Origin of the sequence: Undibacterium sp. GrIS 1.2, assembly GCF_040544435.1 — a bacterium.
Classification (GTDB): Bacteria; Pseudomonadota; Gammaproteobacteria; order Burkholderiales; family Burkholderiaceae_D; genus Undibacterium.
Window position 1 is genome coordinate 63,468 of the sequence record NZ_JBEONP010000002.1, and the last position, 17,827, is coordinate 81,294.

Below are 17,827 nucleotides of genomic sequence, written 5' to 3' on the forward strand. Positions count from 1 at the left end.
CATTACAACAAAACCATTATAAAAATAATGAGACATCTGTCCCAAGGATCGGATTCAGTTGACATGCAAATAGAAGCGGAGAGACAACTTGGTATGACCTGCGATCACTTACGCCGTCGCTTCTCGCATTGGATGGCCGTGATTGTTGTGATCGCTCTTGGTATGGTCGTCAGCGCTGAATGTATGGCGCTTGGAGTCTGCGAGAAGATCATCATTTCTGCGGACCCTGCTTATCCACCCTTGCATTGGTATGACGGCACCACCATGCACGGCGCTAGTGTTGCAGTCGCTAAACGGATTTTTACTGATCTTGGTGTGCCTTACGAGATTCGTTATCTTGGACCGTTTAACCGGGTCTTGGCCGCGGCGCAAAGTGGCACGATCGATCTGGTCGTTACACTTAAAGACATCCCGGAGCGCCGCACCTACCTCACTTTTAGCAACCCGGTGATGCTCAATCCCGTTGCCGCTTTTGTCCGTACTGACAAACAGATTAATTTTACGACCTGGGACGATCTGGTGGCACTGCGTGGTGGCGTTGCAAGAGGAAACCGCTTCGGTGAACCGTTTGATAGCTTTATAAAAAATAAGCTAAAAATTCAGGAAGCCAATGATCTTGAAACCAGTTTTAAAATGCTGGCAGCAGACCGTTTTGATTACGTACTTACGGGTTTCTATCCCGGCAGAGCGCTACTGATGTCTTATCCCAACGATCATAAAATCATCGCTCTTTATCCTTACTTAAGTGATGTGCCTAATTTTGCTGGCTTTGTCACACAAAGTCCTTGCCTTAGTTATTTGAATGCGTTTAACAAGCAATTAGATAAACTGATTAAAGAAAAATTTGTTGAGCAAGCAATAGAGCAAGCCAACCAGGAATGGCGTCAACATCCTGTTTTTTTTAAATAATCGGGCATGTCAGCAGAGCCCTTTTTATTTCTTAATCTGCCCTATCATCTGTTCTACAAAATCACCATCTGCATCGCTAAACCGCACACGTACCGGATACCATTCCAAACTCGGTGCCAGCCATAACTCTACCTGCTGATCTTTAGAATCCGGTGGCGGCGCTTTAATAATATGTACCGTGTCTAGCTGCCCTAATGCTGTGGATAAAGATTCATTTTGCATGACTTTAAACGTCCATGTTTCTGCATCGCGTCTGCCTGCCACAAACATTTTCCACTCGCTGCCGGGTTTAAATTTATTGCCTGCGGCGCGTGCCATCGCGACTAATTGCCAGCTTGCACTGGTGCGATCCTGTTCGCCACCTTTGATCGGATAGGTCTCAGTTGACTCACTAAAGCTGATGACTTTTTTATCGCCTTTGCGGTCAAAGCTGGTAATACTCTCTGGTTTGCGGAACCGTTTTTCATTAAATTTTTCTGGTTCTAAACCGTATTCGTCAACGCTGCCTACACTACTGGAATCCAGGATTTTGCCAAACAACATGGCGCGGGTTTCTGTCACGATACTGTATTTTTGCTCTGAGGTTTTCCATGCAACGCTGGCGTCACCGCCGAGAGTAATCCCGCTTTGCTTGGCTTTAATGGTGTACACCAAGGTCGCGGAAGGCGGCAGGTTAATACTTTGCTTGGCGTCTGCTTCTGCAGCGGTTGCAGCATTGGATGTAATCGCAGTGCTGCCAATAACGCTACTGAACAGAGTAGTGAGGATCAGTAAGCGACGCGATTTTTTAGTAGTAGTTTGTTCGGGCATCAAGAATAGTTTTGGCATAGCGGTTGGTCTTTCTTCATTTTATTGCGGCGTAATTTTGGTCACTATTTGAGTAGTGATGGCTCCACTACTTTCTGTATTTCGTACCTGCACGGGATACCAGTTTTTGTCTGGCGCAAACCAGACGTCGAGTTGCGAATTGTAGGCTCCGGGACGAGGCGGACGTACCACATGCCAGGTGTTAAATGTACCGAGTTTATTTTTTAATTCTTCTTGTCCAAGGATCACGAATTGGAAGTTAGTCGCATCGCGTTCTTCTGCGACTTGGATGACGATTTCTCGTCCGGTACGGAATTGGCTAGGATCGGCATAACCTATGCCTGCCAGTTGCATTAGCACCGAGGCTTTATCTTGTGCGCCGTCGGCCAGGGGCAAAGACTTATTTGAGGAGGAAAAGCTGACTAGCTTTTCTTCATAATTAAAATGGATCGCAGTTTCTGAGCGGTTACGTCTGGATTCGCTGCTGGTCACAGGTGCGATCCCCGCTTCGGTGATTTTTCCCTCACTTTTTATTTTCAATAAATTCAGTGTTGTGACCAACAAATTTACACCCGCATCCACCGACATACTATAAGCACGATCGCTGACATGCCAGTTGATTTCACCTACGCCATAAAAGGGATTGCCATTCGCTTCTGATCTGATCAATTGCAATTCTAGTAGCGCTGATGGTGGCGGGCTTACTTTAAATTGTGCTGATAAATTAGCGTTCTCGCTTTGGCTTGCTGTGGGAGCGGCAGTCTGTTCTGCTGTAGTTTGCTGCGCTGGGGTCAGCGGTGCCGCGATGTCAGACGATGTGCTGGCAGGATTAGGTGCAGAGGTGGCTGAATTGCTAGAAGCCGCGGGCTGCCTTGGTACCGGTGTGACTGCCAGATAACCTGCTGCCGCCTCGTAGATCGCGGTTTCCTGACTACCATCGGCAACCTGGCCTGGTAGTGGCGGTGCTATGGGCTGTTTTGCGGGAGCTGATTTTGGGCTTGGTGCAGGTGTTGCTACTGCTATCGATTTTTTATCAAGCTTCACTATTTTGCTTGGTGCTATTACTTCGTCCTGTTTTGTCGGAGTTTTCTGAATAATTTGGTTGACGTATAACAAACTAGGTTTGATCTCTGTATCTTTAAGATCTACACCGGAGGTCTTATCCGGAAGCGAATTAATCCAATGCAATGCCATGACATGCAGCAAGATTGCAGCAAGCACAAAAGCAAAAATTTTACGGTCGGGGCGCAGTCTTGTCAGCAGATTAGACGTCATGTTACGTTTAGCACTATTGCCTGTTGAATTTGGTTGGACTGAATTTGCGAATTAACTCAATAACGTATTAACTCAGGTACATACCTAAGATAGAGGTAGCAAAACGATCTTAGTTCATTTGCTCACATCAAGCTCTATGGTAAACGTTCTGGCGTCGACTTACGATGACTGTCGCCATGTAAAATGTAAGCAAAGCACTATTGCTGATAGCAATATGGGTAGCAGAGATGATTTTAAGTACGCACCAAAAATGAGGTTGTTGATGTTGTTTAGAGCAAAAAAAGTTTCTCGCTGGATTGCCTTATTGGTCGTTCTGTTGTTACCCGCCATCATAGCGCAACCCGCCTTTTCAGCTCCTGACCGTGCTGTTAATTCAGCTTCTAGTCCACCTTCTAAATTATCCTCAGTGATGACGGACAAAGTGCAGACCACGCCGATACGGATTGCCATGATAGACGGCTTGAGTGGTGCTTTCAGCAATGCAGGTGAGGCCGTCGTGCGTAACTTGCAATTAGCGATAGAGCAGGTGAACGCACATGGTGGCGTACGTTTGCCGGATGGCAGGCATCCGTTGAGTTTATCTACCTTTGATAATAAGCAAGGCGTAGAAGATAGTCTGACCTTGCTAAAGCATGTGACCGATCAGGACATCCCATTTATTGTGCAAGGTAATAGCTCCGCCGTAGCACTGGCTTTGGTGGATGCGATCAATAAGCATAACCAGCGTGTGCCGCAGCACCGGGTTTTGTTTTTGAATTATTCCGCAGTAGAACCAAGTTTGACGAATGAGAAATGTAGTTTTTGGCATTTTCGTTTTGATGCCAATGCAGACATGCGAATGAACGTGCTGACCGACGTGATCCGGGACGATGTGCATGCCAAAAAGGTGTATTTGGTGGGGCAGGATTATAGTTTCGGCAGACAAGTAGCAAGCGCTGCGCGCAGCATGCTGGCGGCAAAACGTCCAGACATGGCAATAGTAGGAGAAGACTTGCATCCGATTGGTAAGATCAAAGATTTTGCACCTTACGCTGCCAAGATCAAAGCCAGTGGTGCCGATACGGTGATCACTGGCAATTGGGGTAACGACCTGACTTTGTTAATCAAGGCGGTGAAAGAGGCGGGTATGGACATCAAGTTTTATACTTTTTACGCCAATGCTTTAGGCGCACCAGCCGCGATTGCTGATGCCGGAGTTGGTCGGGTACGTGCGGTGGCAGAGTGGCATCCCAATGTGGGTGGCGCTGAGAGTGATGCGTTTTATCAAAGCTTCCGCCAGCGCTACCCCGATCCGCGGGATGATTATGTGCATTTGCGTATGCAGGTGATGATCAGGATGCTCGTTGCCGCGATTGAAAAAGCCGGGAGTGTAGAAGCCGCTGCCGTCGCCAAAGCCTTGGAAGGTGCCAGCTTTAAAAACGGTTTTCATGATGCCAGCATGCGTGCCAGCGACCATCAACTGATACAGCCCCTGTATGTATCTGTGATGCAAAAACGTACCGACTTTAGCCGCGGAACTTTAAATGCTGGTGCAATGCGTGGTGCAGTGTGGTTTGATAATGAGGGCAGTGGTTATGGCTTTAAAACTGAACGCTATTTCCCATCACGATTGACGGCACTGCCGACCTCATGCAAGATGAGTCGATTCAACTGAATTTGATCTGCTGAATTTGCATCGGCAGATTTGACCCATTGGATGGATTCATATCCGCCGCATGTTCAAAAAAACGATAGCAATGCAGATAGCATTACAGATCGCACTACAGATAGCAACACCATCAGGAGACCACCATGACTTCCCCTTTTAATACCAGCGAGATTCCCGGTATGGCGTCGATGAATGACAGCTTGTCCTTCGTCAAAAATCTATGGGGCGGCATGCATATTCCAGGTATGGTCACGCCGACCGTGTCCATTGATGACTTAGATAAAAAAATCAAAGATCTGAAAACCGTAGAATCCTGGCTGACAGTCAACATGAACATGTTGCGCGGCACTATACAAGCACTAGAAGTACAGCGTGCAACGATTGCGGCACTCAATTCTTTAAGCGAGAGTTTCGCCAACACCATGAGCGCGGCAAGCGCGTCTTCAAGCTCACCCGCAAGCTCTTCTACAAGCTCGCCGGAGGCAGCAAAGCCTACGCGTGATTACTGGCCTAATCCTCCCGCTGATTCTGGCAATAACAAAGGTAGTTCTGAAGCCGCGCCCATATTTACACCCACTCCACCACCCGTTGTCAGCACGCGTTTGCCCGCAAGTGCGCCGCTTCCAGACCCGATACCCAATACCCCAGCACAGCACGCCACAGCAGAAGATGCCGCAGGCGCGGATAGTTCGACCCGGTTTAGCAACCCGGCAGCCTGGTGGAACTTGCTGCAAGATCAATTTAAGCAAGCAGTCAGCAAAGCAATGGCAAGCGAACCGGAGGAGCCAACGCCTGAAAAAGCAGCAAAAAAAGCCACTTCAACGTCAAGCAAGAGCGCACCTAAAAACTCAGTAAAAAAAGCACCGGAGAAGGCAGCAGCGGCAGCAGCGGCAACAACACCTACAGCCGCAGCGAAGAAAATTAAAGTCGTTAAAACCTCTGCCAAAACTAAACCCGGCACTGCGACCAATACGGCTGTCCATAAAGCAGCAAGTCAGTCGCCAATTAAAACTACTGTGGTAAAAAAGGCGACGGTGGCAGCAAAAAAACGCACTTCAACGTAAGCTTCATAAAGCTTGATGGCTGCTTAGCCCATGCTGATATAAGTAGTATCAATTGCCAGACAAAGGGCATATGCCGCATTAGCCATAGAGAATTTTTAAATATACTGCCTCTATGTATATTTAATTGTCCAGAGAATCATTGGACTATAAGGCGTATTTTGTAAAAATGAGGGGGAGTATATTGTGTTGGCGCTGTTCAGATCAATTTCTGGCAGCGCGTTTTAATGCCCGCATCAGGCTTCCCAGTATCGGCAGCTTTTCATATAATTCTTCCGCTGCATCCCAGTAATCCCGGTGATAACTGACGCGACCATCTTCTAGAAAACGTAAATGCGTTGCGCCTTTAATGCGCTGCAATTCGCTGGAAAACCGCTTCATCGTGAACAAAAAATCCCAACTGATAAAGGCTTCATTTCCTTGCAAAATATGGGTGTGGACTTTAAACCGCGGCTGGTTCACTTGCGAGAACATGTGAGAAAAAATTTTGATAATGGCGGCCACATCTTGTACCTCATTAAACGGATCTTTGAAGTAAGCTTTTTCAGCATAAATCGCGCTGATTTGCTGGCTGCTGTCAGGTGTGAGCGTCTCAAAAAAAACGATGAGTTTTTCCAACGCCTCTTCGTAGGCGTCTACCGCATTGACTACATTAGTAGCTGGATTAGTCACAATATGAGTGCCCACGCCAGGAAAAGAGTTCTCGTTCATAGTCCGGTCGTTTTATGGATCAACGCAAAATACCAGCGATAAGGCAGCAAACGCGCAAACCTGAGCCAGTTCGTAAAGCGTTTTGGAAAATGGATATGAAACTGCCCCAATTCTATGCCAGCTACTAGCTCTTGCGCGGCAACTTCTGCCGTGATTAATGAAGGCATTTCAAAGTCATTATCCGCAGTCAGCGGGGTTTTGACAAAGCCGGGGCTGATCAGGTACACCGCAATATTTTTAGGATGTAGATCAAAATACAGCGATTCACATAAATTGATAATCGCCGCTTTGGTCGGTCCATAAATCAGCGCTTTGGGCAGACCCGATAAACCCGCAACCGATCCCACAATGCCAATCCCGCCTTGCCCTTGTCGTAGCAAGGTCGGCAAAACGACATCCAGACAATTTAAGACTCCGCGCAGATTCAGATCGATCAGCTTATTCGCTGCAAGTAAATCAAATTCATCCGCCCGCATAGCGTTATAACCGCCTGCTACTACCAAGACCAAATCTATCTTGCCCCATGTTTGTATTAAGTTTGCATGTGCTTCAACTAAAGTCGCATGGTCGGTAATATCGACAGGCAAAATCATCGCCGCGCTATGACCTGCGGCTACTTGCTCCAATGTGGTTTTTTGCCGCGCCGACAGCGCCACATTGGCGCCTTTTTGCAGTAATAACTTGGCGGTCTCCGCGCCGATGCCAGTGGAGGCACCGATGACCCAGACGTGTTTTCCGCGCCAGTCGCTTATGCGTGGATTCATTTGCTATCACGTTTAGTAAAGGACAGAGTGACGCTACCTAGCGAGATGCCATACTTGCTCATCAAGGCACGGTTCAGCATAATTTTGTCATCCATCAATACCATCAGATCATCAAAATCAACATTGATAATTTTCCCGTCTACGGGCAAGGCGAGCACATAATTCCAATGCAAAGTATTACCCGAAATGACGCCTTTGGCTTCACCCACGACATCGGCTGCGGTGCCGATAAAAGTCGTTTCAGAGGTTTTTTTCAAAGTCCAGACGCGCTTTTGCTTGGTACCGTCCGAGTAAGTAAAATCTTCATCCAGTGTGCCGGTATCGCCATTCCAGTTGCAATGCATGACGACGGTAAAACGTTTCACGATTTTGCCTGAGCGATCTTGGAACATACCCCAGGCATCAACCACACCGTTGAAGTAACGGGTCAATTCTAATGTTGGTTTTTCTGTTGCGTACATGGAGGGTTCAAAACTACTGGCGCAAGAGCTCAGCAACAAGGCGACGGAGACACCCATGGTTAGCCGGCTGAATTTACTGAATGCTTGCATAACGGAACGGAAAAATAGGTTCATCAGGATGTCCTTGATAAATTAAAAATAGACCAAGCTTAGTGAGGCGGTTTTGTTGCTTTGGGAGATGCCTTGGTTACTGCATTAGATGCATCAGCTGTGTTAGCCGTTACTGCCAGCCAGCAATTTTTGGCGCAAATCCGGAGCAGTTGTTTTTTTATCTAACCAAATAGAAAAAAAAGCATTCGCAAAATCAGCGTCTTTAATTTCACCCAATAATTTTCCATCTAAGTAAAACCGGGCTGCTTCGGCAGGTATAAAAATGCCGGTAATGTGATTACCTTCTTTTACATCAGGAAACAGTTTTCGCATTTGCTCCAGCCAGATTTTACGCTGATCTGCCGTGCCTAATTTTAGCTTTTGAATCTCTTCAATACTCGCTTCGGCAATTTTGCTGCCCACCAGCGAGCGTGCATATGTCAAATCCAATGCTAGCGGTTCCTTGCCTAATTTGCCGCTGGCCTCGGGTGTATAGCCATCTTTGCCTACCCATAACTGAGCATCATAAACCGCAATCCCGAACCAGCGGAATGTGCCACTACCCAAGGCATGTGCTTGCGGGATTTCTTTTTTGATGTGCTCTGAATCTGCTGCCATTGCTTCCATAGTCACCGAGCTGGCGAGTAGCAGTGAACATAGCAACAAAAATAAAGCACGCAGTGAGCGCGATGGATGCGGGCGACTCATTTTTTTACCAAAGTGAATTGTGCGACATCAATACTATGAGCGCGGAAGCCTGCTTCGCAATAGGCCAGATAAAATTCCCATGTGCGGAAAAATTCGTCGTCAAAACCTTGCGCCCTGATTTCTGTTAACTTGGCCATAAAGGCACTACGCCATTCTTGCAAAGTTCTGGCGTAATCAAGACCAAAGGTAAAAGTATCAACCACTTCCAGGCCATGTTCCTGCGCGTATTGTTTAAAGATTTGTATCGAAGGTAGCATGCCGCCTGGGAAAATGTATTGCTGAATAAAGTCTGTCCCTTTGCGATAACGGTCAAATAAATCATCGGCAATCACGATACTTTGTACGCAGGCACGACCACCTTTTTTCAGATTGCGGCTGATACATTCAAAATAGCTTGGCCAGTAAGATTCACCGACGGCTTCAAACATTTCGATCGAGGCGATCGCGTCGTAATTACCATGAGCATCGCGATAATCCTGGATGTGCAATTTACTTTTTTCATGCAAGCCTGCTTTTTGCAAACGCTCTTGCGCAAAATGGAGTTGTTCTGTCGAAAGCGTCAGTCCGGTGACATGCGCAAATGCCTCGGTTGCGGCAACCTCCGCAAAGCCGCCCCAGCCGCAACCAATTTCCAGAATATTATCTTGTGGGTGTACTTGTAACTGCTGCAAGATGCGTCGGTATTTTGCCAGTTGCGCATCATGCAAAGTTTCCACTTTATCGCCGGAGAATAAGGCACTGGAATACGTCATAGAAGGATCAAGCCACAGGCGATAAAAGTCATTGCCTATGTCATAGTGCGCATGAATATTTTTTTTGCTACCAGAGCGTGAGTTACGGTTTAAAAAATGCTTTACCCGATACAGCAAGTTGCCCCACCATGTACCATAAATCACGGACTCTAACTGCTGACGATTGCGCGAAATCATTTCTATCAAAGCAGGCAGTTGTGGCGTACTCCAATTGCCCGCAATGTAGCTTTCTGCAAAACCGATATCGCCAGATTTTAAGACGGAGCGGCAGAGCTGCCAATCTTTCATATGCAATTGAATTTTTGGATGATTACCATCGCCAAAAGTCGCTATTTGCTGATCAGGAAATTGGATAGTCAGGCTGCCATATTGCAGCTTATTGAGCAGACTAAGAACAAATTTTGCCTCTGCTGGAAACTCTGCTGTATTGATCGCTGCAGTTTGATCTTGGTCTGGGTTTAATGTTGGATGCAGGCTGCTCATCGGCTTACCTCTTTGGCAGGGGGAATAGGTTTAGAAAAAAATGGAACACGTTTTATCCAGAGATAAAGCGCTTGTAAATGGATGCGTGCGACGATACCAAAGGTGAGTAAGGGATAGCGCAGCAAAGCCCAGGCAACGAGTTGGTTGCTGAGAGAGTTTTCTCCACCGGCGATACTGGTCAATAACAAAGGCCCGGTGTCGTCGTCATAATCAATTCGCGCAACATGCTGTAACCGAATTGCATCACCGATCTGGCGCGTCGCTTGCATAAAGCGAAAACGGTATTTGCCTTCTATCGCGCAAAAAGGGGAGACATGGAAGATTTTTTTGGCGATTAATTCTTGGCCATATTTTTGTGCCGCACCAGTGTCTAGCAAGTAAATATGTTTTTCGCCAAAGGTATTGCGTACCTCACACACGATGGCACGTAATTCGCCATCTTCGCGATGGCAAAACCAGAATGAGACTGGGTTAAATACATAACCTAACACTCTTGGAAAACTTTGTAGCCAGATTTCACCCGTGGCGTCGGTCACATTTTCTGATTTGAGTAAGTTGTCAATCCACGGCAACAAGGCTTGCTGCCCATCGCCATGATCTTTGTCGTAAAACGACATCAGATTAAAGCGATTGCGCGAGAACAGGCGACATCCGTTTTGGCTTGCGCTGACACTTGCATTTCCCAAGGAGCGCAGAGGTACGCGGATAAAAAATACGCCATAGTTAAAACGATTCGCCGCCGGGCGCAAACGGTGATGCCGAACCTCTCCTATACAGAGTTGGATGGTCGCGGTTAGCTTGGCGTCCATGGCTCAGGCAGCCTTGCTAGTTTGTTGCTGATGCTGCGACAGCAATTGTTCGGCTACAGCTAAGCCTGATTTCAAGCCATCTTCATGAAAGCCATACCCAGTCCAGGCACCGGCAAACCAGGTGTGCGCCTGGCCTTGGATTTGGTGTAAGCGAGTTTGTGCTTGTATGGCCTTTTGATCAAACACCGGATGGGCATAATCAAAGCTGGCCAAGACTTTTGCCGGATCAGGCTCGCTGATCGGATTTAAGGTCACGATCACGGGCGTACTGAATGGCAAAGGTTGCAATTGATTGATCAGATAATGTACGCAGACCTTGGGTTCGGCACCGCTTTCACTTTGGTAATTCCAGGCCGACCAGGCTTTTTTCTGCTCGGGTAAAAAGCGGGCGTCGGTATGCAATACCGCTCTGTTTGGCTCATAAGTGACTGCCGATAAAATGGTCTGCTCATTGGTGGAGGCGTCTGCCAGCATGCGCAGGCTCTGGTCGCTATGGGTTGCTAAAACGACGTGATCAAATTCTTGCAAACCATCTTTGGTCTGGATCTGTACCGTCTTTTTGGGTGTGCGATGAACCGCCAGAACAGGCGTGTTCAGATAACGATTTGGTAGCTCTTTGAGCATTTGATCGACATAGTGTTTAGCTCCGCCTTTGACGGTTTGCCAGCGTGGTCGGTCATTGACTTGCAACAAGCCATGATTGTGGCAAAACTGTACAAACGACGACAAAGGAAAGGCCATCATCGCAGCGGTAGGGCAAGACCAGATGCAGGCCGCCATCGGCAGTAAATACCAGGAACGGAATTCTGCGCTGTAGTGATGCTTATCTAAAAAAGCGCCGAGCGAAAGCTGAAAATCATTATTACTGTTAGCTGATGCTGTTGCCGCTTCTTTGGCCGTATTGGCCAACGCCGTAGTTTGTTTGTTAAAACGTAAGATGTCTCTTAGCATGCGCAAAAAACCGGGGCTCAACAAATTGCGACGTTGTGCGAAAACGGTATCAAGATTGGCGCCCGCCCATTCCATCATCCGCTTGCCGATGGGCATTTTTACCGAGAATGACATGTCGGTGGCGACGGTTTCTATCTCAAGTTCTTTAAATAGCTGAACCAGATTGGGATAGGTTTTGTGGTTAAACACTAAAAACCCCGTGTCGACACCATAAGTGCAGCCGTCTAGGGTCACATCTACTGTGTGCGTGTGTCCGCCAAAATAATCATTGGCTTCAAACAAGCTAACGTGATGTTGCGCCTGGGATAAGCGATAAGCGCAAGAGAGGCCGGAGATGCCGGAACCGATGACCGCAATTTTCATCATATTCAAACAAGGAAGGTAGTAGTCTATTAATATAATTGCAAAGTTACTTTGCTTCTACTGTCTTTTACGCATGACTTGAGTAAACGGATTCAATTCAAACGATTTATTGGCACAAGGATAATCTTTGATTCGCGGATCAGATTGCGGAATCTTTATGTTTAATTTTCACGTATAAAAATGGGCACGCCTTAGCGCACCCACATTTATAACGATACATCAATTACTGACCGATCTTTGCGATGACCCGTTCTTTATAGTTTTGCCCCTGATTATTTACTTTGCGACCCGCAATTAAGCTTATTGCGCCAACGCTTTTTCGATATCTGCGACCAATTTTTTATCGTCTGGCGTAGTCACGCTGGAGTAAGCCGCTACGACATTGCCTTTGCGATCGATCAGATATTTATAAAAATTCCATTTTGGTGTGGTGCCGGTTGCCTTGATTAATTCTGCATGCAAGGGATTGACGTCTTTTCCTTTGACCGATGATTTAGAGAACATCGGGAATTTCACGCCGTAGGTATTAAAGCAAAAATCGGCGATTTCCTTGCTGTTACCTGGTTCTTGCTGACCAAAATCATTGGATGGAAAGCCGAGCACAACCAAGCCTTTAGGATTATATTTGGCGTGTAACGCTTCCAAGCCTTGATATTGGCTGGTAAAGCCGCAGTAGCTGGCAGTATTCACAACCAGAGTCACTTTGCCGGCGTACTGACAAAGATCTTGTGGCGCATCGTCTTGTAAGCGGTTAAACGTATGGTGTAAGACAGCAGGGCAACTTGCCGTAGTGTCTGCCAGTGCAGTATCCGGTATTGCAACGCTAGAAATGCCAGCAACCAAGCTGAATAATAATGCGCCGCTGATTTTGTGAGAATAAGACATACATGCTCCTTGATTACGATGACATCCAATTTGACTCGGTTTGCGTATCTTATATTAAGTTGAAAAATTCTGTCATACCCCAACATGAACAGAAAGTAGACCCTGAATTTGCACCATCTCAGAGTATGTTTTTGTGGATAAGTCCTGATGCGCTCATCTGAGGAATGTCCCGTTTTCACTTTTTATTTGTCGTGAAGCAGTCATATCTGTCTGGTAAAATCGAGTAAATATTTTTATTTTTGCTGTAACTTTGTAAGGGTCATTATGCTTTACCCAGAACTGTTTAAATCCTTAGAGCAAGTCCGCTGGAACATGGATACCGACATCAAGTGGGATCAGTACGATGCTTCTAAGTTGACGCTGGAACAGGCGCAAACCATCAAGATGAATGCGATTACCGAATGGTCTGCATTGCCTGCCACCGAAATGTTTTTGCGTGATAACCGGGGTGACAGCGATTTTTGCGCTTTTATGTCTATCTGGTTTTTTGAAGAGCAAAAGCATTCTTTGGTCCTGATGGAGTATCTGCGTCGCTTCCACCCGGAATTGGTACCAACCGAGGAAGAGCTGGATAAAGTTCGCTTTGAATTTGATCCTGCACCACCGTTAGAAACTCTGATGCTGCATTTTTGCGGCGAGATTCGTCTGAACCATTGGTATCGCTGCGCCTCCGACTGGCACACCGAACCCGTCATCAAACAAATTTACAAAATCATTAGCCAGGATGAAGCACGTCATGGCGGCGCCTACTTGCGTTATATGAAAAAGGCTTTGGGCGAAGCAGGCGATACCGCACGTGCAGCTTTCGCCAAGATTGGCGTCTTGATGGCATCTGCCCGCCGCACGGAAAAGCCTTTGCATCCGACCAATTTGCATGTTAATCAATCGTTGTTTCCTAATGACACCATACAAAGTCGCTTGCCAGATCCTGATTGGCTGGAGCGTTGGTTAGACGGGCAAATTAATTTTGATATCGTGTGGGAAAAGAAAGTCATAGAACGTATTTTGCATAATATGTCGCTACTGTTTGAGCGTACTTTTGAGTCGGTACAAGATTTAAATCGCTATCGTAAAGAAGTGTCACAAAGATTGGCTGCGAGTGACAATGCGGTGCTGGCGGCCGGCGTGGTGCCAGGCGCTGTTTAAGATTAATGGCTAGCCTCGGCTGCTCGCTAATCTGATCTGGTTTTAGCTAAAATAGCTGCATTCGTTTGCAGCTATTTTTTATATGTATTTAATATACTCCCCATTCATTTTATGAAATATGCCTTATTGTCCAGTCATTATCTGGACGATTAAAATATACATGATGGGAGTATGTTGATAGATGTTCACAGGAATCGTGAAAATGATCTGGCACCAGGAGTCTTATCCGGTATCCGTTTTTTTCAGCATTCTGCGTAATGACATTGGCCGATGGATTGAATCGATAGCAAAATAAATGGACTATTTCGAAAACAAAATCACCAGCTTCGCTGATCTGCAACAACGTGTCGCCGCCTTGCCAAAACCGGTCGTGATGACCAATGGTGTGTTTGATATTTTGCATCGTGGTCACGTCACTTATCTGGCGCAAGCACGCATGTTAGGTGGTTCTTTGGTGGTGGCGGTCAACACAGATGCATCGGTCAGACGCTTAGGCAAGGGCGATGACAGACCGGTCAATCAATCTCAGGACAGAATGGCGGTATTAGCCGCGTTGGAGGCGGTCAGCCTGGTCGTAGATTTTGATGACGACACTGCCTTGCAGGCGGTGCAACTGGCGCACCCCGACATTTACGTTAAAGGCGGCGATTACGATATGAGTGCCATCCCCGAAGGCCAGGCAGTATTAGCCTATGGTGGTCAGGTTGCTGCAATTGAATTTGAACATGATCGTTCTACCAGCCAATTATTAGCGCGAGTGCGCTCACAAAAATAAATAGAACCTGCGCAAGACGATTTGAGTTGTGTTGCAGCGCTCGCACTTAAATCGCGGTGGCGTTATTGCTCTGCATGGCGCATGCCATCTGCGTTTCTGCGAAGTGGTAGCGGTCTAATGGACAATCTGGGTTTTGACTTCAGCCCGCCAGTAGCCGCTCAAAATCCTCCGGCGGTATTGGTCTGGAAAACAAATAGCCTTGCGCAAAATCACACCCGGCTTGCTTTAATAAGTCACGTTGCTCTTCAGTTTCTACGCCTTCTGCAATCACTTTTAATCCTAGCTTGTGCGCCATGACAATAATGGCTTCTGCCAGAGCGCTGTCGCTTGATCCTGGGGTCATATTACGGACAAAAGACTGATCAATTTTGAGGTAGTCGATGTCGAATTTTTTTAGATACGATAGCGAAGAATACCCGGTCCCAAAATCATCCAACGCAACTTGCATCCCTGCATCGCGGAACTGTAATAATTTATCGCTGACGAGGGTGCTGGCGTCCAATAGCAAGCCTTCAGTAATTTCGATGGTAATTGCCTGACCGGGCAACTCTGCCTCATGCAAATGATTGATCCAGTTCGCATAACGAGAACCGTCGCGTTGGAATTCTACCGGTGATTGATTAATGCTGATTTGAAAATTCTTCTGCGCCGGATATAGGTTTCTCCAGCGTTGCAGCCAACGTACCGAGGCTTTAAAAACAGTCTCGCCAATATCAAAAATCAAGTCACTGGTCTCAGCAATGGCGATGAATTCCAGCGGGCTGATAAAGCCTCGTTGCGGGTGCTGCCAGCGTATTAAGGCTTCCGCTTTTTGGATGATGCCGGTGCTTAAGTCAATAATCGGTTGGAAATACACGGAGAGTTGTTGCTCTGCGATGGCGATGCGTAAATCGCTGCCCAACCGTAATCGCGCCAATGCCGCAACTTGCAGACTGGGTGTGAAGTAATTAAAACGATTGCGACCGGCATTCTTTGCAGCATACATCGCCTGATCGGCGTTCTTCAATAAGTCGTCCAGGCTGACGGCGTCATCTGGATACAAGGTAATGCCAATACTGGCAGATAAGAATACTTCTTCGTTCGCCAGTTGAAATGAGCTAGACATTTTTTTGATAATGCTTTGTGCGATCTGCTCTACGTCTTCCGGGTTATGTTGATCTGGAAGCGAAACAGTAAATTCATCGCCACCTAATCGGGCGACTGTGTCGGATTCTCTGACGCAAGTGAGCAGCCGTTTGGCAGCTTCTACCAGCAGGATATCGCCGACAGAATGGCCTAGCGTATCGTTTACTTCTTTGAAGTGATCAAGATCAATAAATAGCACGGCTAGTGAGCGACCATTACGCTTACTTTTCTTGATATCTTGCTCAAGCCGGTCATAAAACATGCGGCGGTTGGGTAGCCCGGTGAGCGTGTCGATATTAGCTTGCTGCCAGATCATGGCCTCGGCATTTTTACGTTCGGTAATGTCCAGATGCGTACCGACCATGCGCAGTGGCTTTCCCTCTTGATCACGTTCTACGATGGTGCCTATGGATTGGAGCCAGCGCCACTCGCCAGAGCGAGTTTTTTGACGAATTTCTACGCGATATTCGGAGATTTTTCCGGCCAGATAATCCTGGTAAATAGTACTTGCTTTATCTACGTCATCGGGATGCAGACGAGCGAACCAGGCGTTGCTGGTTTCATTCATTTCTGCAACGGTATAGCCAAGCATATTGGCATATTCTTCATTGACGATAGTGGCGCCGGTTTGTACATTTAGATCATACAAGCCCTGATGATTTGCCAACAGCGCCATGCGCAGACGTTCGGCACTTTCCTGCAAGGCGGTTTCTGCATTTTTACGTTCTGAGATATCGGTATGGGTGCCGATCACCCGTACTGGCAAACCTTGGGCATTACGTTGTATGACGGTGCCGCGGGTCAATATCCACTTCCAGGTACCGTCCTTGCATTGCACCCGATGTTCGTTCAAATAAATCGGCGTGAGGCCATCAAAATGCGCCTGACGGTCGGCGTACATTTGTGCCAGATCTTCGGGGTGAGTGCGCTTGTCTAGCTCTTCCGATAAGTCATTAATGTCGGTGCCGCCGTAGCCGTAGATTTCTTTCAGTCTTGGCGAGAGTATTTCTACCCCGGTTTGCGGGTACCAGTCCCAGACACCGTCGCCTGAAACTTCCAGCGCCATTTTCCATAGCTCTTCATTTTGCTTGTACTGTTCTTCGCTTTTCTTTTGCTGAGAAATATCCTGTACAAAAGCGTACACACCGCGTACGCCGTCAATATCCATGTCTGGGTAGAGTTCTATTGTCACCCAGCGGTCATTGCCCGTAACGTATTTCATATACGTTTCAAACGAGACAAATTCACCACTGAGTGCGCGACTAAGATGAGGGAGTGATTTTTCAAATGCCTGTTCACCGACTACGACAGACACTTTCAGACCAATCACATCGGTTTTATCGTAGCCAAACCATCGCTCATAAGTTTTGTTGGCGAACTGGTAGCGATACTCTTTGTCGATATACGAAATACAGACAGGCAGGGCGTCAATCAGATTCATCAGATCATGATTGGAATTTTGAAAGCGTTGATTGATTTGCTTGGTAGTGCTGATGTCTTCCACAATGCCGCGTACCGTACCTGCATGTTTGATCGCAGCGGCGTTGCTAAGTTGTTTGTCTGTATTCAGAATGCCGCGCTGTTGTAACCACTGAACCTCGCCTTTGGCGTTGGTCAGTTGGTATTCGATTTCAAACGGCGTGCCGTGGCGCACGGTGTTGCGCAAGGCTTCTTGCAATTGCTGCCAGATATCGCTGGGATAGAAACTTTTAGCCTCAGCCTTGGAGAGCCGTGCTTTGCTGGGATCGCGACCCATGATCGCGCACATCTGCGGTGACCAGACAAATTCTTCCGCTTCTTCATTCCAAGTCCATGTACCGACATTTTTCAATTGTGGCGCCTTATTGGTTGCTGTCCGGTCGTGCTCATTGGTGTTTAGCCATCATGCTTCAGTACGCTGAAGGGTCACGGCCTGATCTTGCCGCATAAATATTAACGCGTCGCTTGGTAAATAGACATACTTTTTCAACTCAAACGATCTGTTGTTGCAGTTTGCCAAAACTAGCAGAGATAGTTGGGATGCCCGCCTCAGCTTGAATCTTGCTTCGGCTTGGGCGATGTTTATTCAAAACTACCCAATTTGTTGCAGCTTATTTCATCTGGT

16 protein-coding genes are annotated in these 17,827 nt (G+C 47.1%); 5 read left to right on the plus strand and 11 right to left on the minus strand.

Annotation, left to right across the window (positions count from 1 at the left end):
* Positions 1-27 precede the first annotated feature (27 nt).
* Entirely contained in the window at positions 28-909 is an 882-nt protein-coding gene (locus AAKU61_RS01270) for a substrate-binding periplasmic protein (RefSeq protein ID WP_354328950.1), read from the plus strand.
* Positions 910-933: 24 nt separating this feature from the next.
* On the opposite strand, the gene AAKU61_RS01275 is transcribed toward AAKU61_RS01270, so the two are convergent.
* On the minus strand, positions 934-1,737 hold the full coding sequence (locus tag AAKU61_RS01275) for a DUF3108 domain-containing protein (RefSeq protein WP_354328952.1): 804 nt from the start codon (positions 1,735-1,737) through the stop codon (positions 934-936).
* A 21-nt stretch (positions 1,738-1,758) separates the two neighbouring features.
* Positions 1,759-2,991 (minus strand): DUF3108 domain-containing protein, encoded by a 1,233-nt coding sequence (locus tag AAKU61_RS01280; RefSeq protein WP_354328954.1) that lies wholly within the window; start codon positions 2,989-2,991, stop codon positions 1,759-1,761.
* A gap of 409 nt (positions 2,992-3,400) precedes the next feature.
* On the opposite strand from AAKU61_RS01280, the gene AAKU61_RS01285 reads away from it, so the two are divergent.
* Together AAKU61_RS01285 and AAKU61_RS01290 are read left to right on the plus strand one after the other, a co-directional pair.
* Positions 3,401-4,645: a branched-chain amino acid ABC transporter substrate-binding protein gene (locus tag AAKU61_RS01285; RefSeq protein ID WP_354329112.1), complete on the plus strand. Its 1,245-nt coding sequence runs from the start codon at positions 3,401-3,403 to the stop codon at positions 4,643-4,645.
* Positions 4,646-4,782: 137 nt separating this feature from the next.
* On the plus strand, positions 4,783-5,703 hold the full coding sequence (locus tag AAKU61_RS01290; protein WP_354328956.1) for a PhaM family polyhydroxyalkanoate granule multifunctional regulatory protein: 921 nt from the start codon (positions 4,783-4,785) through the stop codon (positions 5,701-5,703).
* A 201-nt stretch (positions 5,704-5,904) separates the two neighbouring features.
* On the opposite strand, the gene AAKU61_RS01295 is transcribed toward AAKU61_RS01290, so the two are convergent.
* From AAKU61_RS01295 to AAKU61_RS01330, 8 genes are all read right to left on the minus strand, one after another.
* The gene (locus AAKU61_RS01295) at positions 5,905-6,411 is read right to left on the minus strand and encodes a nuclear transport factor 2 family protein (protein WP_354328958.1); all 507 of its coding nucleotides are present in this window, start codon (positions 6,409-6,411) and stop codon (positions 5,905-5,907) included.
* Positions 6,408-7,175, minus strand: coding sequence for an SDR family NAD(P)-dependent oxidoreductase (locus AAKU61_RS01300; RefSeq protein ID WP_322120979.1), 768 nt, complete (start codon positions 7,173-7,175; stop codon positions 6,408-6,410). The genes AAKU61_RS01295 and AAKU61_RS01300 overlap by 4 nt, the downstream gene beginning before the upstream one ends.
* Entirely contained in the window at positions 7,172-7,750 is a 579-nt protein-coding gene (locus tag AAKU61_RS01305) for a DUF3833 domain-containing protein (RefSeq protein ID WP_503012564.1), read from the minus strand. Before AAKU61_RS01305 ends, AAKU61_RS01300 begins: the two co-directional genes overlap by 4 nt.
* A 99-nt stretch (positions 7,751-7,849) precedes the next feature.
* A complete protein-coding gene (locus tag AAKU61_RS01310) occupies positions 7,850-8,434 on the minus strand; it encodes a chalcone isomerase family protein (protein WP_354328960.1) in 585 nt (194 codons plus the stop codon).
* Positions 8,431-9,669: a class I SAM-dependent methyltransferase gene (locus AAKU61_RS01315; protein ID WP_354328962.1), complete on the minus strand. Its 1,239-nt coding sequence runs from the start codon at positions 9,667-9,669 to the stop codon at positions 8,431-8,433. The genes AAKU61_RS01310 and AAKU61_RS01315 overlap by 4 nt, the downstream gene beginning before the upstream one ends.
* Positions 9,666-10,478: a DUF1365 domain-containing protein gene (locus AAKU61_RS01320; RefSeq protein ID WP_354328964.1), complete on the minus strand. Its 813-nt coding sequence runs from the start codon at positions 10,476-10,478 to the stop codon at positions 9,666-9,668. The genes AAKU61_RS01315 and AAKU61_RS01320 overlap by 4 nt, the downstream gene beginning before the upstream one ends.
* Positions 10,479-10,481: 3 nt before the next feature.
* Positions 10,482-11,792 (minus strand): NAD(P)/FAD-dependent oxidoreductase, encoded by a 1,311-nt coding sequence (locus AAKU61_RS01325; RefSeq protein ID WP_354329115.1) that lies wholly within the window; start codon positions 11,790-11,792, stop codon positions 10,482-10,484.
* Between the two features lie 300 nt (positions 11,793-12,092).
* On the minus strand, positions 12,093-12,677 hold the full coding sequence (locus tag AAKU61_RS01330; protein ID WP_322120985.1) for a glutathione peroxidase: 585 nt from the start codon (positions 12,675-12,677) through the stop codon (positions 12,093-12,095).
* A gap of 264 nt (positions 12,678-12,941) precedes the next feature.
* On the opposite strand from AAKU61_RS01330, the gene AAKU61_RS01335 reads away from it, so the two are divergent.
* Positions 12,942-13,823: a ferritin family protein gene (locus tag AAKU61_RS01335; RefSeq protein WP_322120986.1), complete on the plus strand. Its 882-nt coding sequence runs from the start codon at positions 12,942-12,944 to the stop codon at positions 13,821-13,823.
* A gap of 295 nt (positions 13,824-14,118) precedes the next feature.
* On the plus strand, positions 14,119-14,598 hold the full coding sequence (rfaE2, locus tag AAKU61_RS01340) for a D-glycero-beta-D-manno-heptose 1-phosphate adenylyltransferase (RefSeq protein WP_322120987.1): 480 nt from the start codon (positions 14,119-14,121) through the stop codon (positions 14,596-14,598).
* A 139-nt stretch (positions 14,599-14,737) separates the two neighbouring features.
* Here rfaE2 and AAKU61_RS01345 read toward each other — a convergent pair whose 3' ends face one another.
* Positions 14,738-17,554: an EAL domain-containing protein gene (locus AAKU61_RS01345; protein WP_354328967.1), complete on the minus strand. Its 2,817-nt coding sequence runs from the start codon at positions 17,552-17,554 to the stop codon at positions 14,738-14,740.
* Positions 17,555-17,827 lie beyond the last annotated feature (273 nt).